This is a genomic window from Jeotgalibacillus proteolyticus (assembly GCF_002926065.1).
GTDB classification, from domain to species: domain Bacteria; phylum Bacillota; class Bacilli; order Bacillales; family Jeotgalibacillaceae; genus Jeotgalibacillus; species Jeotgalibacillus proteolyticus.
This window is the reverse complement of sequence record NZ_PREZ01000012.1, coordinates 1-16642: the sequence shown is the minus strand read 5'-3', so window position 1 is coordinate 16642 and position 16642 is coordinate 1. Positions and strand designations below refer to the sequence as shown.

Here is a 16642-nt window from a genome sequence, read left to right as displayed (position 1 = left end):
GTGGGAGATCAAGCTTTCAGACATTCTAAATAATTATATAGATTTCACATATCAAATGTCAATGTTCATTTCATACAACCACTATATCATATCAGAGTCCAAATCGTACTTCAAGAGCGAATTTTATTTTTCACTAAATATGCTTCATTTTTTTCATCTATATAAGGAGAGGATCTGAAATAAATAAGAATTCCAGAAAGGATCCGCCTGGCAAAGACGCAATATTTTTTAGAAAGAATAAAAACCTGTGGATAGTTTTATTTTGAAAACTGAATTTGATTTTACTCCTTTTTTTAACTTTCTATATGAATAATAACTTTTTCTAACTTAAAAAAAGATATTTTTCGATCTCTGTGGACAACTGATTTTATTTATTCGACACAGTTTTTCTTTATCCACAGCGCCTATCGACAGCTTTTTCACAGTTTCAGACCCTGTGGACAAAAGAAATCACAGTGTGCAAGGCTCTGTGGATAAATTAATAGATTCCTTGCACGACAAAGGATTTTCTGCTATTATAAGTGTGTTTTCACTCTTGATAAGTTGTCTACATAAAAAATATTATCCACAACTGTGGATAGGCTGTGGATAGTTTTCTCAACATGTATGGAGAATCTTGTCCACAGGCTTTGGATTATGTCGATAAATATACAAAGCGGTTTTTTGACCTATTCATAGGAATGTATATATATAAGAAAACCCAAAAGAGAATATTATTCTCGGAAAATAACTAGGCAAGGAGGGTTTAGTAGTTGGAAAATATCACGGATCTATGGAACCGGGCACTAGAGCATATAGAAAAAAAGATAAGTAAACCAAGCTTTGAGACCTGGCTGAAATCCACTAAAGCTTTTTCATTAAAGCGGGATACATTGACGATCACCGCACCAAACGAATTTGCCCGTGATTGGCTGGAGGGCCATTATTCTCAATTAATTTCCGGTGTATTAAAGGATGTAACGGGAGAAGAGCTGGCTGTCAGATTTATTATTCCTCAAAATCAGAACCAGGATGATTTTGATTTTGCCGCACCTCCAAAAAAACCGGTTAAAGGCGACGACCAGCAGGAATGGTCTCAAAGCATGCTGAATCCTAAATATACATTTGATACATTCGTTATCGGCTCCGGCAACCGCTTCGCTCATGCTGCTTCACTTGCAGTGGCTGAAGCTCCGGCAAAAGCATACAATCCATTATTTATTTACGGGGGAGTAGGACTCGGAAAAACCCACTTAATGCACGCGATCGGACACTATGTACTTGAGCATAATTCTTCTGCAAAAGTGGTTTATTTATCATCTGAAAAATTTACAAATGAATTTATTAATTCCATCCGTGACAATAAAGCGGTAGATTTTCGCAATAAATATCGAAATGTCGATGTTCTATTAATAGATGATATTCAATTTTTGGCCGGTAAAGAACAAACGCAAGAGGAATTTTTCCATACTTTTAATACCTTACATGAAGAGAGCAAGCAAATTGTCATTTCAAGTGACAGACCGCCAAAAGAAATTCCTACATTAGAAGATCGTCTGCGCTCCCGCTTTGAATGGGGGCTGATTACTGATATTACACCGCCTGATCTGGAAACAAGAATTGCGATCCTTCGCAAAAAAGCGCGTGCAGAAGGACTGGATATCCCTAATGAGGCCATGCTCTACATTGCCAATCAGATCGATTCAAATATACGTGAGCTTGAAGGTGCACTAATACGCGTAGTGGCTTACTCTTCACTTGTCAGCAAAGACATTAATGCCGATCTTGCAGCTGAAGCGCTGAAGGATATTATGCCAAGCTCCAAGCCAAAGGTTATTACGATTCTTGATATCCAAAAGGTAGTAGGAGAGCATTTTAGTATTCGATTAGAGGATTTTAAAGCGAAAAAACGAACGAAAACCGTCGCCTTCCCGCGTCAGATTGCCATGTATCTATCCAGGGAAATGACTGATTTTTCTTTGCCTAAAATCGGAGAGGAATTTGGAGGCCGTGACCATACAACGGTTATACATGCGCACGAAAAAATCTCCAAGCTGCTCGATCACGATGTGTCACTCAAGCAGGAAGTAAAGGAAATTAAATCGACGCTGCAGAAATAGATTCGTTAAACTGTGGGTAAATGTGAATAAAACGTACACGCTTAAGCACAGTTTTTCCACATGGGGAAAACTCTGTATGAGAAGTCATCAACAGGCTTATCCACATATCCACAGCGCCTACTAGTATTACTATTATTTTAAAAGAATTAAATTATTATATATAAGCAATCGACTACAAACATTTTGGAGGCCATAAAAAATGAAATTCCAAATCCAGCGTGACCGCTTAGTAAACGGCGTAAACGATGTAATGAAAGCTGTATCTTCCAGAACAACCATTCCGATTTTGACAGGAATTAAAATCGTTGCCCACGAAGAAGGTGTAACGCTAACAGGAAGCGATTCTGATATTTCAATTGAATCCTTTATTCCAAGAGATGAAGACGGAAAAGATATCGTTCAGATCCAACAGCCTGGCGGAATCGTGCTGCAGGCTAAATTCTTTGAAAGCATTGTAAAGAAGCTTCCAATGGATACAGTGGAAATTGAAGTTCATTCCCATCTGCAAACCGTCATCAGATCTGGTAAATCCGAATTTAATTTAAACGGGCTGGATGTTTCAGAGTATCCTCATCTGCCTCAGATTGAAGAAGATAATGTCCTTAAGATCGCGACGAATCTGTTAAAAACTATGATTCGACAAACTGTCTTTGCAGTGTCCACCTCAGAAACACGCCCTATCTTGACAGGTGTAAACTGGCACATCCAGGATGGCCTGCTGAACTGTGTTGCAACAGACAGCCACCGTCTTGCAATGAGAAAAGCACCGATCAGCGGAGGAAATGGAGAAGAGAGCAAAGCGGTCATTCCAGGAAAAAGCTTAAATGAGTTAAATAAGATTCTTGAGGATACTTCTGATGAGCTTGAAATTGTCATCACAGAAAACCAGGTGCTTTTCAGAGCAAAGCATGTTCTATTTTTCTCCCGTCTGCTTGAAGGAAACTATCCAGATACGTCCAGACTGGTGCCTTCAGAAAGCAAGACCTCTTTAACCATTGGCGGCAAGGAATTTTTGCAAGCGATCGACCGCGCTTCTTTGCTTGCACGGGAAGAAAGAAACAATGTCGTCCGTTTATCGATCGGTGAGGATGGAAGAGTAGAGATTTCCTCCAATACACCTGAGATCGGGAAGGTTGTAGAGGAAGTGCAAAGCGAATCAACTGAAGGCGAAGAGCTGAATATTTCCTTTAGTGCCAAATACATGATGGATGCATTAAAGGTGTTTGAAGGTGCTGAAACCAATATTCAATTCACAGGGGCTATGAGACCATTTGTTCTTCGCCCAACCTCTGATGATACGATTTTGCAGTTAATCACGCCGGTTCGTACGTATTAGGACTTAAATAACCATCATTTTTTCACCAAATGCCTATTGTTTCAGTCGAAGCAGTAGGCATTTGGTTGTTTTCGTAAAGAAATCGCAAGAAAAGGCGGGAAATCTGACATTTTCTTTGTTTTCCTTGTGAAATTTGGGTAAAATAAGATATTAGAGAATAATAAGAAGGTAGTGAGCGAAATGAGTGAAACGATCACCATCCGAACGGAGTATATTACCCTTGGCCAGTTCCTGAAATTAGCTGAGGTTATCCAAAGCGGAGGGATGGCTAAATGGTTTTTAGGCGAACATGAGGTTTTCGTAAATGAAGAGCTTGACCAGAGAAGAGGCCGGAAATTACGCGACGGAGACAAAGTGGAAATTCCTGGTGTAGGCTCCTATGTGGTGAAGTCACACGAGTAGAAGGATGTTAAATTATGTATATTGATGAGCTCGAGCTTGCCCACTATCGGAATTATGATAAATTAACGGTCCAATTTGATAATAACGTGAATGTGATTCTGGGAGAGAACGCCCAGGGCAAGACGAATGTAATGGAATCGATTTACGTGCTTGCCATGGCAAAATCCCATAGGACCTCCAATGATAAAGATTTAATACAATGGGAATCAGAATATGCTAAAATAAAAGGTAGAGTGATGAAGCATCATGGCGCTCTTCCTTTGGAGTTATCCATTACCAAAAAAGGCAAAAAAGCCAGGTTGAATCATCTTGAACAGTCCAAATTAAGCCGTTATATAGGCAATATGAATGTAGTCATGTTCGCGCCCGAAGATCTCCACTTGGTAAAAGGGAGCCCTCAAGTAAGGCGTCGTTTTATTGATATGGAGATTGGCCAGATTTCTGCCGTCTACCTGCACGACAGCAGTTTGTATCAAAAAATTCTTCAGCAGCGAAACCACTACTTAAAGCAGCTTCAGGTCAAAAAACAGCGGGACGAGACGATGCTTGATGTGTTAACGGACCAATTTATTGAAATGGCCGTTAAGATCATTAACCGCCGCTTTCAATTTATTGATCTTCTGCAGCAATGGGCAAAGCCAATTCACTCCGGCATTTCAAGAAATCTTGAAACGCTTGAGGTGGTGTACAAGCCCTCAGTCCAGGTAACCAATGAAGACAATGCAGAAGCAATTGAAGCAGTCATGCGAAAGAAATTTGAGGAGCTGCGCAGCAGGGAAATCGACCGTGGGGTTACCTTAATAGGCCCTCACCGTGATGATCTGCAGTTTCTGGTGAATGGCCACGATGTCCAAACCTTTGGATCCCAGGGCCAGCAGCGAACAACTGCTCTTTCAATTAAGCTTGCTGAGATTGAATTAATCCGAGCTGAAATTGGCGAATACCCCATACTACTGCTTGACGATGTGTTATCCGAACTTGATGACTATCGTCAATCTCACTTATTAAATACCATTCAGGGGAAGGTTCAAACCTTTGTGACTACCACAAGCGTAGAAGGCATTGATCATCAGACCCTGAGGGAAGCAACCACATTTATTGTCGATAATGGGAGCATGAGCAGACAAACAGGAGGAGGCTGATCCTATGTACGTGCATATAGGAGGCGAATCGATGGTGAGAATGCATGACATCGTGGCGATAATGGATATACAGTCGGCAAATTCCTCTCTTATCATGGAGCAGTTTATGAAAGATAACGACAACGGCATTGTCGATCTTTGCCAATCAAACTGTAAATCAATTGTGATCACAGATTTCAAGGTTTATTTATCACCATTGTCGTCAGCTACTCTTAAGAAAAGGTCCGATAAAATGACCGTGCCCCTTTTAAAATAAATTGTAAAAATTGCAACATCAGAGAAAGTGAAGGTGAAACCGCGTGGCAGCAGACAATACGCAAATGCAACCGCAAGCTTATGATGAAAATCAGATACAGGTACTAGAAGGACTCGAAGCGGTACGAAAACGCCCGGGGATGTACATCGGGTCGACAGCGGCAAGAGGACTGCATCATCTCGTTTGGGAAATTGTTGATAACAGTATTGATGAAGCACTTGCCGGTTACTGTGATGAAATAAAGATAAGCATTGAAAAAGATAACGCAATCGTCGTAGAAGATAACGGACGAGGTATTCCTGTAGGGAATCATGAAAAAATGGGACGCCCGGCTGTAGAGGTTATTATGACCGTACTCCACGCCGGAGGTAAATTCGGCGGAGGCGGTTATAAGGTTTCCGGAGGACTTCACGGGGTAGGTGCATCTGTTGTAAATGCCCTGTCTGAAAAGCTTGAAGTGTTTGTTCATCGTGACGGAAAGGTGTACAACCAGGAATATCGACAAGGTGTTCCAAGCTTTGATCTTAAAGTAGTAGGTGAAACCGACCGTACAGGAACGATTACACGCTTTAAGGCAGACCCTGAAATTTTCACTGAAACAACCGAATACGATTTTGACACGCTTGCAAACCGGGTACGGGAGCTTGCTTTCTTAAACAGAGGACTGGCCCTTGTTATTACCGATGAGCGGGTTACACAGGAGGACGGCTCACCGGTCTCTAAACGATTCCACTATGAAGGCGGAATTAAATCGTATGTATCCCACTTGAATCGTTCAAAAGAAGTGATTCATGATGAGCCTGTATTTGTTGAAGGAGAAAAGGAAGGCATTTCAATTGAAATCGCTCTCCAATACAACCAAGGCTATGCAAGCAATATTTATTCTTTTGCCAATAACATTAGTACTCATGAAGGCGGTACACATGAATCCGGCTTTAAAACAGCACTGACACGTGTGATTAACAGCTACGCAACACGTAATAACCTGATGAAGGATGCTGACAGCAATCTATCAGGGGAGGATGTTCGTGAGGGGCTGACTGCGATTGTCTCAATCAAGCACCCTGATCCTCAATTTGAAGGACAAACCAAAACAAAGCTTGGGAATTCAGAGGCCCGTACGATTACGGATAATCTGTTCTCCGAGCATTTCGATAAATTCTTAATGGAAAATCCGGTGGTTGCCCGCCAGATTGTTGATAAAGGTCTGATGGCTGCACGCGCCCGTCTGGCAGCTAAAAAAGCACGGGAATTAACCCGGCGCAAAGGAGCGCTTGAGGTTTCAAGTCTTCCTGGTAAACTGGCTGACTGCTCATCACGCGATCCGCAAATCAGCGAATTGTATGTGGTTGAGGGTGACTCAGCCGGCGGTTCAGCAAAACAGGGCCGTGACCGTCACTTCCAGGCGATTTTACCGCTTCGCGGAAAAATTATAAATGTAGAAAAGGCACGACTCGATAAGATTCTTTCCAATAATGAAATCCGTGCCATTATTACTGCTCTGGGAACTGGAATAGGGGAAGAATTCGACCTTTCCAAAGCGCGTTATCATAAAGTGGTGATCATGACAGATGCCGATGTAGACGGCGCTCACATCCGTACATTGCTGTTAACCTTCCTATACCGGTATATGAGAAATATCATTGAAGCGGGTTATATTTATATCGCTCAGCCGCCGCTTTACAAGATTACGCAGGGAAAAGCGATTCACTATGCGTACACGGAGCGCGAAATGAATAAAGTACTTGCTGAATTATCACCAGCTCCAAAGCCCGGCCTTCAGCGCTATAAGGGTCTTGGAGAGATGAACCCGGAACAGCTTTGGGAGACAACCATGAACCCTGAGTCCCGTTCGATGCTTCAAGTAAGTCTGAAGGACGCGATTGAAGCGGATGAAACCTTTGAGATCCTAATGGGTGACAAGGTAGAACCGCGACGTCAGTTCATTGAAGATAACGCAATGTATGTTAAAAACCTAGATATATAAAAAGCAGGATAGAGCCTCAGCTATCCTTTCTTTTTTTTGAAAGAATAGACAGGCTGTAGTAGCTTGCTGCAGTGGGCATCTCCTCGGATCGAAAGCCGCTCATCCATTCAGGCAAAAAGCGCCTGATTGGCTGATCGTCTTATGTCTGTCGGAGCTGAACGAGCGCCTTACGCTTTTAGTAATATCCAGCTGCAGGGGGCAGGGGCTCGAGGTTTTAAGTCACGCTGACTTGATGGCAAAGAGCGCCATCATGCCAGCGCGCCTTAAACTTGTCGCCCCTAACCGCCCCCTTACGCTTTTAGTTTGAAAAGGAGGTTTCTTTATGGCCGAGACGCCAAGTTCGAATGTTCATGAAATTAATATTAGTCAGGAAATGCGTACATCGTTTTTGGATTATGCCATGAGCGTTATTGTTGCGCGTGCGCTTCCGGATGCAAGAGATGGTTTAAAGCCGGTTCACCGCCGTATTTTGTATGCGATGAATGATCTGGGCATGACATCTGATAAAGCCTATAAAAAGTCCGCCCGTATCGTTGGTGAAGTTATCGGTAAGTATCACCCGCATGGTGACTCAGCTGTTTATGACACAATGGTTCGTATGGCGCAGGATTTCAGCTACCGTTATATGCTGGTCCAGGGACATGGAAACTTTGGTTCTGTTGACGGAGACGCAGCGGCAGCGATGCGTTATACCGAGGCGAGAATGTCGAAAATTTCAATGGAGCTTATCCGCGATATAAACAAAGATACAATTGACTATAAAGACAACTACGATGGATCAGAACGGGAACCGGTTGTTCTTCCGTCCCGTTTTCCTAACTTACTCGTAAACGGTTCAAGCGGGATTGCGGTTGGTATGGCTACCAATATTCCGCCTCACCAGCTGGGAGAGGTTATTGACGGTCTGCTTGCATTCAGTGAGTATCCGGAAATCACCATCGCAGAGTTAATGGAGCATATTCCAGGTCCTGACTTCCCGACTGGCGCGTTAATTCTCGGCAGAAGTGGAATCAGACGGGCATATGAAACAGGACGCGGATCCGTTGTCCAGCGTGCTAAAGTTGAAATTGAACAAAAGGCTAATGGCCGTGAAACGATTCTTGTTCACGAACTGCCATACCAGGTCAATAAAGCGAGATTAATTGAAAAAATTGCTGAATTAGTCCGTGATAAGAAGATTGATGGCATTACTGATTTACGGGATGAGTCGGATCGTAACGGAATGCGTATTGTCATTGAAGTACGCCGCGATGCCAATGCAAATGTCCTGTTAAATAATCTGTATAAGCAAACGGCACTTCAGACAAGCTTTGGAATTAATATGCTTGCGCTTGTGGATGGACAGCCAAAGGTTTTGAATTTGAAGGAAGCACTTCATCATTACCTGGAGCATCAGAAGGTTGTGATCCGTCGCAGAACGGAATTCGAGCTTCGTAAAGCAGAAGCACGCGCTCATATTCTAGAGGGTCTGCGTATCGCACTTGATCATATCGACCGGATTATTGCGCTTATTCGCGGTTCTCAAACAACCGATGCAGCAAGAGAAGGCTTGATGGAGCAATTCAGCTTATCAGAAAAGCAGGCGCAGGCTATTTTGGATATGCGTCTTCAGCGCTTAACCGGTCTTGAACGGGATAAGATTGAAGAGGAATACCAGGCGCTTGTGCAGCTGATTGCCGATTTAAAAGCGGTGTTAAACAGTGATGAGCGTGTTCTTGAAATCATCAGAGAAGAGCTGCTTGAAATTAAAGAGCGCTTCAATGATGGCAGACGCACAGAAATCACAACAGGCGGAGCTGAAATGATTGAGGATGAGGACTTGATCCCTCGTGAAAACCTGATCATTACACTTACGCATAACGGGTATATTAAACGACTTCCTGCCTCTACATACCGCAGCCAAAAACGCGGAGGGCGGGGCATTCAAGGGATGGGAACAAATGAAAATGACTTTGTTGAACATCTCCTGACTACGTCAACTCACGATACAATTCTTTTCTTCTCCAATAAAGGGAAGGTATACCGTACGAAAGGATATGAAATTCCTGAGTACAGCCGTACAGCAAAAGGACTTCCGATTATTAACCTGCTTGGCATTGATAAAGATGAGGACATTAATGCGATGATCCGGGTTGAAGAGTTTAAAGAAGATTCATTCTTCTTCTTTACAACGAAATACGGAATATCCAAGCGTACACCGGTTTCTGATTTTGCCAATATCAGAACGAACGGATTAATCGCCATCAACCTAAAAGAAGGCGATGATCTGATTTCCGTTAAATTTACTGATGGAAACAAAGAAATCGTAATTGGAACTCAAAACGGATTGCTTATCCGCTTCCCTGAAAAAGATGTACGTTCGATGGGACGTACAGCTACAGGGGTTCGGGGCATTCGTTTAAAAGGGGAAGATGTTGTTGTCGGGATGGAAATCCTTGAACCGGACAATGAGATTCTTGTCGTAACTGAAAACGGGTACGGCAAGCGGACGACTGAAAAGGATTATCGCGTTCAGTCCCGTGGCGGTAAAGGAATCAAGACCTGCAATATCACGGATAAAAACGGCAAGCTCGTCGCCGTAAAATCGGTGACAGGTGATGAGGATGTTATGATTATCACGGTTCAGGGTGTACTCATCCGTATGGGCGTAAGTGATATTTCTCAAACGGGCAGAAGCACTCAGGGCGTAAAGCTGATCAGACTTGGCGATCAGGAATACGTGGCTACTGTTACCCGTATTGAAAAAGAAGAAGAGATTGAAGAAGAAATCGAAGAAATGCTTGAAACAGAGTCGCCTGCAAATCCGGTCGAAACTGAAGAAACGGATATTACTGCAGATTACACGACAGACGATGATACAGAAGAATAAGACGCAGAACAGCGGACAATAAATAGTCAGTATAAAAGCACCTCCTTATGGGAGGTGCTTTCGTTTTTGAAGAGGGGGATAAAGCGACAGCGGGCCTTCATAGATTAATGTAGTTTGATTTGATTCTCTAAAATCGTTCGGCTCGACAAGGGCTGGCAGTTTATTCCAGAGTTTAATATCAGAGCGGTGAAGGATATCAGCTACGAATTGAGAACAGAAGTAGGAACCAATTGGCTCAAACGGTTCTTTTAAAGCAACACCAAACACACCTAATAAATTGTAAAGCATTTTTCGGTCATTTTGCTTAAACACACTGATCAAGCGGTTGATTTTGTGGTACTGCCTGTCGGTAACTGAAATTTCATAGACAGCACAGGTTGTGTTAGGAAAATTTCTGTAAGTGCCATTTAGCACATCTTCATGGACAAATCCTCCATTTAAAGGGTTATTAGGATTTTTACGGCCAAAGCTATATAATTGAATTAATTCCTCATCCAGCGCAAGAGAGGAATGGTTATAAGGTGCTCTTGTGTATCTTTTTATTGCTTTTGTAAAGATGGACCCGGTGTCGGTGAGAAGAATATAAATTTTTCTTTGCTGCATGGTTTGCCACTCCTTATCTTGTCGTGAATGGAGCTGTCACTTCGTATGAATTATTCTTTTCAGTACATTTACTTTATTTTTATTCTATTAATTTTAGTAAGTCTGCTCGTTTCGCTGGTTGCTTTTTATCAGAAACGCAAAAACAGGGGAATTAATAAATATGATGACTTGGTCATTCGGACAAGAATGTGGTGGGGAATGGCGATTATTTTCTTTTTATCAATTGCCTTCCATCCAAATGTATCATTATTATCCCTGATGATTCTATGTTTTTTGGCATTAAAAGAATATTTTTCGATGATGGACACGAGAAAGCAGGATCGAAGGATTTTTATTTGGGCGTATTTATCGATTCCTCTTAACTTTTATTGGATTTATATCGGCTGGTATGGGATGTTTATCGTTTTTATTCCAATCTATGTTTTTTTATTTCTTCCTCTTGCACGGATTTTCAAAGGGGGAAGTATCGGTTTTTTAAAGTCTGTAAGTGTTACGCAATGGGGTGTCATGCTGATGGTGTTTGGTATCAGCCACTTGGCTTTATTTGCAAAAATGCCTGAAATCACCCGGCACGATGTGGATCTGGCAGCGCAATATGGTGCGTTAATGGTTCTGTATTTAGTTTCGCTCACACAGGCAAATGATGTTATTCATTATCTTGTATCGAAAAAATTCGGCAAAAAGAAAGTTCTTCCGCTCGCAAACCCTAATCTGACCTGGGAAGGCTTTGCGGTTGGTGTAGCAGGGACAATAATCTTATCTGTCTTAATCGCCCCTTACATCACCCCTATGTCAGTAGGTTTTAGTATGGTGTCCGGATTAATCATTGGTGTGGCAGGATTTTTTGGAACGGTTGTCATCTCCGTTTTAAAGCGGAATTTCTTTTTCAGAGAACGCAGCGAAAGCATGCCGGAAAGTAAATTTATCAATAAAATAGACAGTTTAACATATACTGCACCTGTGTTTTTCCACTTGGTTTATTACTACATTTTTTAAATAGAGAGAAAGAATAAGAGAGTGAAAAGCAAAGCCATCGTTATATCTAAAGACAAAACAGGAGAAGGAATCTCCTGTTTTTTTATGCGGTAAAAATCAGAGCTGAAAAAATTTTTTAAAAAAATGAACAAAATAAGATAGCTGAGCGTACTAGTAAGGAGCAGAAAGGAGGGTGAAGAAGTGAACGATCAGGACCATCAGTTAATTAGGCAAGCACTAAAAGGCAATGACAAAGCGCTTGCTGAGCTTTTACAGCATCATTACCGTTTTTTATTTTTATATGTCCTTAAGCTGACGCTTCACCCTTCAGCCGCTGAAGACCTTGCACAGGATACCATGGTCCGCTGCATTGAACGTTTTTATCAATTTGATCCAACAAGAGCAGCTTTTTCAACCTGGATGATACAGATTGCCACAAACCTCTGGCTTGATGAAAAAAGAAAAAGAAAAAGGGAACGAAATTATTTTAACGAGCAGCAGCTGTCCTTCAAGCTTCATCACCCGGGAAATAATGATGACTGGCTAGCGGTAACCGAAGCCTTAAAAAAGCTGAAGGATAAGCATCGTATTCCTCTTATTCTTAAGCACTATTACGGCTATAGCTACGAAGACATCGCCCTCATATGCAGCATTTCAATAGGAACGGTTAAATCCAGATTAAGCAATGCACTAGGAAAGCTAAGAAAGGAGCTCGAGGAAGATGGATCAAAAAAGCGAGAATAAAATAATGGAAGAAAAAGTAAGGGGAAGTCTCAGTAAACTGGACGAGATTGAATTCAAAACCCCATCAGTCGAAACATTGTCGATGCTTGTTCAGGAAACCCGAAAAAAACAGCGAAAGGAGCTTTTCTTATTTATCCTGGTCGCTCTTTTGCTTACTTTCTTCAGTGCTTCCTTCATTATTAATTCACCTATTGTTTATCTAATTGCGCAGATTTTCATTGGAGTGATTATCGCTGGAGCAGGAGCTTACTATTTATATCGAAAATTGGTGATGCAGTATGAATGAACTAAGTCAGGTGCCAGGCTGGATCATCGTTTTGCTTGCAGCTATATTACTTGCGCAAAGTATTTACTTGTTTATTGATGCCAGAAAAAATGGGCATGCAAGATGGTTCTGGGGGGTGTGGGGAATGCTCCAAACGCCAATGCCTATTCTTAGCTACTTGCTTTGGTCGCGTGTGGTTACCCCATGGATGATAAAAAGGAGGGAAAATAAATGGAAATAACGAATATCGCGGTCCTTGCTCCATTAATCGTGGTGAGCTTATTGTTAACCGTTGTGGCGATTGTGGATCTTATTAGAAGACCTGAAACGAACGGACCAAAAGTGGTCTGGGCACTTGTTATTTTGTTTTTAAGCACGATTGGGCCGATCCTGTACTTCATTTTCGGTCGAAGGGACGTGTAAACATGATTCAGGTAAAAAATTTGTCTAAATCTTTTGGTTCTACACAAGCGGTAAGCGACTTGAGCTTCAGTCTGCAAAAAGGAAAAACCACTGCACTGGTTGGACCCAATGGAGCGGGTAAAACCACTGCCCTGCATATGCTGAGCGGTTTAACCACTCCTTCAAGCGGGACAATTGTCTATGAAGCTTCAATTAGCGATCCAAGGACCATCATTGGCTTCCTTCCTCAATATCCAGCTTTTTTAAACTGGATGACGCCTGAAGAATACCTCCATTTTGTCGCACAGCTGGGCAAAAAAACAAGAAAGGAGGCTGCAGCATTAACAGAGGAGCTGCTTGAAAGAGTAGGGCTTAAAGAGTTCAGAAGAAAAAAGATTGGCGGGTTTTCGGGTGGAATGAAGCAGCGGCTTGGCATTGCCCAGGCACTTGTTCATCAGCCGAAGCTGCTGTTGCTTGATGAGCCGGTCTCAGCTTTAGACCCGACTGGCAGAAAAGAAGTGATGGAGCTGTTAAAGGAATTAAAAAATGAAAGCTTAACCATTTTATACTCAACTCATGTTTTACATGATGCACAAATGCTATGTGATGATGTGCTGATTATGAATAAAGGAGAGAAAGTGGTATTTGACTCGCTTGATTCCGTGTATAAACAATTCGACAGACCGCAGCTCGTAGTGAAAGCTGAGGAGCCGCTCGAAAAATGGGCAAAAGAATTAGTGATAGCACACCCGCAATGGTCGGTTAGTGTTGAACAAAATTCTGCTGTCGTCACAGGAGCCTCCATACAGGAGCTTAGAGCAGGTGTGTTGAGGGAGCTCTTGACTAAATCTATTTCTGTTCGATCAATCGAAGTGGGAACAACCACCCTTGAAGATGTGTTCCATGAGGTGATGAAAAAATGATGAGAGAGCTCTTTGTCCTGATGCAAAAGGAATTTATCGAAATGATCCGAAATTACAAAATAATCTGGATGCCTTTGCTTTTTATTTCATTTGGAATCATGCAGCCGCTGACTGCGTATTATCTTTCAGATATTTTAAAGGAATTTGGCGGATTGCCAGAAGGAGCTATTGTCGAAATCCCTCTTCCGACATCACCGCAAATTTTTATCGATACTTTAAGTCAATTTTCGCAGCTTGGAAACCTGATTGTCGTATTAGCGCTTATGGGCATGCTTGCAGGTGAAAGAACGAGCGGGGCAGCCCATATGATTCTGACAAAGCCCGTCTCCTACACGAGCTACTTCTTATCTAAATGGATTGCTGCTTTTCTATTAATCATCCTTTCATACCTGGCTGGAATCCTGAGTGCCATCTATTATATTCACCTATTGTTTGAACCGCTGTCCTGGACTGACGTTTTCATTTCATCATCCTTCTATATTCTCTGGCTGCTCTTTATTGTTTCTATTACGCTTATGTTCAGTGCCCTATTAAAGAAAACAACAGCTGTTGCAGCAGTTAGTATCCTGCTCATCCTTGGCTTTTCCGTTTTACCTGCTTTATTTATAGAACCTTTAAAATGGTCTCCGGGAAATCTGATGACTCTTGCCGGTCAAAGTATTTCAGGAGAATCTCTGACAGATCTGTTTCCTATAGCAGCCATTACCATCCTGCTGATTATGGGCATGATTAGTACAGCGATACAATATATGAAAAGAAGAGAATGGCTGCGGTAGCGTATCCATTCTCTTTATTTATAAATTGGTAAAAAGTTTTTCGGCAAAATGGTTGCTTTAAATTTAATAGGATGATATATTAATAAGCGTCGCTTTTGAAGACGCATTAGCAGCAGCGAAAAATGAAAGTAAAAAAAAGTTGTTGACATCGATATCGAAAAAATGGTATGATGATCTAGTCGCTTGAGAGAGCAACGCGCAAGTGAAACACCTTGAACCTTGAAAACTAAACAACCAAAAACGTCAACGTTAATTCTTGATTTAAATGAAACAAATGAGCTTTTCAAACACTTTACGGAGAGTTTGATCCTGGCTCAGGACGAACGCTGGCGGCGTGCCTAATACATGCAAGTCGAGCGGATCGTTTGGAGCTTGCTCCAAACGATTAGCGGCGGACGGGTGAGTAACACGTGGGCAATCTGCCCGTAAGACTGGGATAACTCCGGGAAACCGGGGCTAATACCGGATAATTCCGGCTCTCTCCTGAGAGCCGGCTGAAAGATGGTTTCGGCTATCACTTACGGATGAGCCCGCGGCGCATTAGCTAGTTGGTGAGGTAACGGCTCACCAAGGCGACGATGCGTAGCCGACCTGAGAGGGTGATCGGCCACACTGGGACTGAGACACGGCCCAGACTCCTACGGGAGGCAGCAGTAGGGAATCTTCCGCAATGGACGAAAGTCTGACGGAGCAACGCCGCGTGAGTGAAGAAGGTTTTCGGATCGTAAAACTCTGTTGTTAGGGAAGAACACGTACGAGAGTAACTGCTCGTACCTTGACGGTACCTAACCAGAAAGCCACGGCTAACTACGTGCCAGCAGCCGCGGTAATACGTAGGTGGCAAGCGTTGTCCGGAATTATTGGGCGTAAAGCGCGCGCAGGTGGTTCCTTAAGTCTGATGTGAAAGCCCCCGGCTCAACCGGGGAGGGTCATTGGAAACTGGGGAACTTGAGTGCAGGAGAGGAAAGTGGAATTCCACGTGTAGCGGTGAAATGCGTAGATATGTGGAGGAACACCAGTGGCGAAGGCGACTTTCTGGCCTGTAACTGACACTGAGGCGCGAAAGCGTGGGGAGCAAACAGGATTAGATACCCTGGTAGTCCACGCCGTAAACGATGAGTGCTAAGTGTTGGGGGGTTTCCGCCCCTCAGTGCTGCAGCTAACGCATTAAGCACTCCGCCTGGGGAGTACGGCCGCAAGGCTGAAACTCAAAGGAATTGACGGGGGCCCGCACAAGCGGTGGAGCATGTGGTTTAATTCGAAGCAACGCGAAGAACCTTACCAGGTCTTGACATCCCACTGCCCGGTCTAGAGATAGACTTTTCCCTTCGGGGACAGTGGTGACAGGTGGTGCATGGTTGTCGTCAGCTCGTGTCGTGAGATGTTGGGTTAAGTCCCGCAACGAGCGCAACCCTTGATCTTAGTTGCCAGCATTCAGTTGGGCACTCTAAGGTGACTGCCGGTGACAAACCGGAGGAAGGTGGGGATGACGTCAAATCATCATGCCCCTTATGACCTGGGCTACACACGTGCTACAATGGACGATACAAAGGGCAGCGAGACCGCGAGGTGGAGCTAATCCCATAAAATCGTTCTCAGTTCGGATTGTAGGCTGCAACTCGCCTACATGAAGCTGGAATCGCTAGTAATCGCGGATCAGCATGCCGCGGTGAATACGTTCCCGGGCCTTGTACACACCGCCCGTCACACCACGAGAGTTTGTAACACCCGAAGTCGGTGAGGTAACCTTTATGGAGCCAGCCGCCTAAGGTGGGACAGATGATTGGGGTGAAGTCGTAACAAGGTAGCCGTATCGGAAGGTGCGGCTGGATCACCTCCTTTCTAAGGAAATGGCCGATGGCT

The 16642-nt window shown here is 43.2% G+C and carries 15 protein-coding genes and 1 rRNA gene; 15 read left to right on the top strand and 1 reads right to left on the bottom strand.

What is annotated here, in order from left to right:
• Nucleotides 1-752 precede the first annotated feature (752 nt).
• From dnaA to gyrA, 7 genes are all read left to right on the top strand, one after another.
• Nucleotides 753-2099 carry a chromosomal replication initiator protein DnaA gene (gene dnaA, locus C4B60_RS20715; protein WP_104059871.1) on the top strand — a complete coding sequence of 449 codons (1347 nt, stop codon included), beginning with the start codon at nucleotides 753-755 and terminating at the stop codon, nucleotides 2097-2099.
• Between the two features lie 199 nt (nucleotides 2100-2298).
• Nucleotides 2299-3435 carry a DNA polymerase III subunit beta gene (gene dnaN, locus C4B60_RS20710; RefSeq protein ID WP_104059870.1) on the top strand — a complete coding sequence of 379 codons (1137 nt, stop codon included), beginning with the start codon at nucleotides 2299-2301 and terminating at the stop codon, nucleotides 3433-3435.
• Between the two features lie 180 nt (nucleotides 3436-3615).
• Nucleotides 3616-3837 (top strand): S4 domain-containing protein YaaA, encoded by a 222-nt coding sequence (gene yaaA, locus C4B60_RS20705; protein ID WP_104059869.1) that lies wholly within the window; start codon nucleotides 3616-3618, stop codon nucleotides 3835-3837.
• 14 nt (nucleotides 3838-3851) lie between these two features.
• Nucleotides 3852-4979 carry a DNA replication/repair protein RecF gene (recF, locus tag C4B60_RS20700; RefSeq protein WP_104059868.1) on the top strand — a complete coding sequence of 376 codons (1128 nt, stop codon included), beginning with the start codon at nucleotides 3852-3854 and terminating at the stop codon, nucleotides 4977-4979.
• Between the two features lie 4 nt (nucleotides 4980-4983).
• On the top strand, nucleotides 4984-5235 hold the full coding sequence (remB, locus tag C4B60_RS20695) for an extracellular matrix regulator RemB (protein WP_104059867.1): 252 nt from the start codon (nucleotides 4984-4986) through the stop codon (nucleotides 5233-5235).
• Between the two features lie 64 nt (nucleotides 5236-5299).
• Nucleotides 5300-7222, top strand: coding sequence for a DNA topoisomerase (ATP-hydrolyzing) subunit B (gene gyrB, locus C4B60_RS20690; RefSeq protein ID WP_104059906.1), 1923 nt, complete (start codon nucleotides 5300-5302; stop codon nucleotides 7220-7222).
• Nucleotides 7223-7544: 322 nt separating this feature from the next.
• Nucleotides 7545-10091, top strand: a complete 2547-nt coding sequence (gene gyrA / locus C4B60_RS20685; protein WP_104059866.1) for a DNA gyrase subunit A — start codon at nucleotides 7545-7547, stop codon at nucleotides 10089-10091.
• A 45-nt stretch (nucleotides 10092-10136) separates the two neighbouring features.
• On the opposite strand, the gene C4B60_RS20680 is transcribed toward gyrA, so the two are convergent.
• The gene (locus tag C4B60_RS20680; RefSeq protein WP_104059865.1) at nucleotides 10137-10694 is read right to left on the bottom strand and encodes a hypothetical protein; all 558 of its coding nucleotides are present in this window, start codon (nucleotides 10692-10694) and stop codon (nucleotides 10137-10139) included.
• A 45-nt stretch (nucleotides 10695-10739) separates the two neighbouring features.
• Between C4B60_RS20680 and C4B60_RS20675 the strand changes: the two genes are divergently transcribed.
• From C4B60_RS20675 to C4B60_RS20640, 8 genes are all read left to right on the top strand, one after another.
• Nucleotides 10740-11690, top strand: a complete 951-nt coding sequence (locus tag C4B60_RS20675; protein ID WP_104059864.1) for a phosphatidate cytidylyltransferase — start codon at nucleotides 10740-10742, stop codon at nucleotides 11688-11690.
• A gap of 180 nt (nucleotides 11691-11870) precedes the next feature.
• Nucleotides 11871-12413: an RNA polymerase sigma factor SigY gene (gene sigY / locus C4B60_RS20670; protein ID WP_167578722.1), complete on the top strand. Its 543-nt coding sequence runs from the start codon at nucleotides 11871-11873 to the stop codon at nucleotides 12411-12413.
• Entirely contained in the window at nucleotides 12391-12699 is a 309-nt protein-coding gene (locus tag C4B60_RS20665) for a DUF5345 family protein (protein ID WP_104059862.1), read from the top strand. The genes sigY and C4B60_RS20665 overlap by 23 nt, the downstream gene beginning before the upstream one ends.
• Nucleotides 12692-12919 carry a hypothetical protein gene (locus C4B60_RS20660; RefSeq protein WP_104059861.1) on the top strand — a complete coding sequence of 76 codons (228 nt, stop codon included), beginning with the start codon at nucleotides 12692-12694 and terminating at the stop codon, nucleotides 12917-12919. The genes C4B60_RS20665 and C4B60_RS20660 overlap by 8 nt, the downstream gene beginning before the upstream one ends.
• Nucleotides 12910-13101, top strand: a complete 192-nt coding sequence (locus tag C4B60_RS20655) for a PLD nuclease N-terminal domain-containing protein (RefSeq protein WP_104059860.1) — start codon at nucleotides 12910-12912, stop codon at nucleotides 13099-13101. Before C4B60_RS20660 ends, C4B60_RS20655 begins: the two co-directional genes overlap by 10 nt.
• Nucleotides 13102-13103: 2 nt before the next feature.
• Nucleotides 13104-14003, top strand: coding sequence for an ABC transporter ATP-binding protein (locus C4B60_RS20650; RefSeq protein WP_104059859.1), 900 nt, complete (start codon nucleotides 13104-13106; stop codon nucleotides 14001-14003).
• Nucleotides 14000-14779 (top strand): ABC transporter permease, encoded by a 780-nt coding sequence (locus C4B60_RS20645; RefSeq protein ID WP_104059858.1) that lies wholly within the window; start codon nucleotides 14000-14002, stop codon nucleotides 14777-14779. Before C4B60_RS20650 ends, C4B60_RS20645 begins: the two co-directional genes overlap by 4 nt.
• 291 nt (nucleotides 14780-15070) lie before the next feature.
• Nucleotides 15071-16621 (top strand): 16S ribosomal RNA (locus C4B60_RS20640).
• Nucleotides 16622-16642: the final 21 nt, after the last annotated feature.

Bases quoted from the DNA above. Each gene is read 5' to 3' on its own strand.
- dnaN (WP_104059870.1), top strand. From the start codon at position 2,299: ATGAAATTCCAAATCCAGCGTGACCGCTTAGTAAACGGCGTAAACGAT.
- yaaA (WP_104059869.1), top strand. From the start codon at position 3,616: ATGAGTGAAACGATCACCATCCGAACGGAGTATATTACCCTTGGCCAG.
- recF (WP_104059868.1), top strand. From the start codon at position 3,852: ATGTATATTGATGAGCTCGAGCTTGCCCACTATCGGAATTATGATAAA.
- remB (WP_104059867.1), top strand. From the start codon at position 4,984: ATGTACGTGCATATAGGAGGCGAATCGATGGTGAGAATGCATGACATC.
- gyrB (WP_104059906.1), top strand. From the start codon at position 5,300: ATGCAACCGCAAGCTTATGATGAAAATCAGATACAGGTACTAGAAGGA.
- gyrA (WP_104059866.1), top strand. From the start codon at position 7,545: ATGGCCGAGACGCCAAGTTCGAATGTTCATGAAATTAATATTAGTCAG.
- C4B60_RS20680 (WP_104059865.1), bottom strand. From the start codon at position 10,694: ATGCAGCAAAGAAAAATTTATATTCTTCTCACCGACACCGGGTCCATC.
- C4B60_RS20675 (WP_104059864.1), top strand. From the start codon at position 10,740: ATGAATTATTCTTTTCAGTACATTTACTTTATTTTTATTCTATTAATT.
- C4B60_RS20665 (WP_104059862.1), top strand. From the start codon at position 12,391: ATGGATCAAAAAAGCGAGAATAAAATAATGGAAGAAAAAGTAAGGGGA.
- C4B60_RS20660 (WP_104059861.1), top strand. From the start codon at position 12,692: ATGAATGAACTAAGTCAGGTGCCAGGCTGGATCATCGTTTTGCTTGCA.
- C4B60_RS20655 (WP_104059860.1), top strand. From the start codon at position 12,910: ATGGAAATAACGAATATCGCGGTCCTTGCTCCATTAATCGTGGTGAGC.
- C4B60_RS20650 (WP_104059859.1), top strand. From the start codon at position 13,104: ATGATTCAGGTAAAAAATTTGTCTAAATCTTTTGGTTCTACACAAGCG.
- C4B60_RS20645 (WP_104059858.1), top strand. From the start codon at position 14,000: ATGATGAGAGAGCTCTTTGTCCTGATGCAAAAGGAATTTATCGAAATG.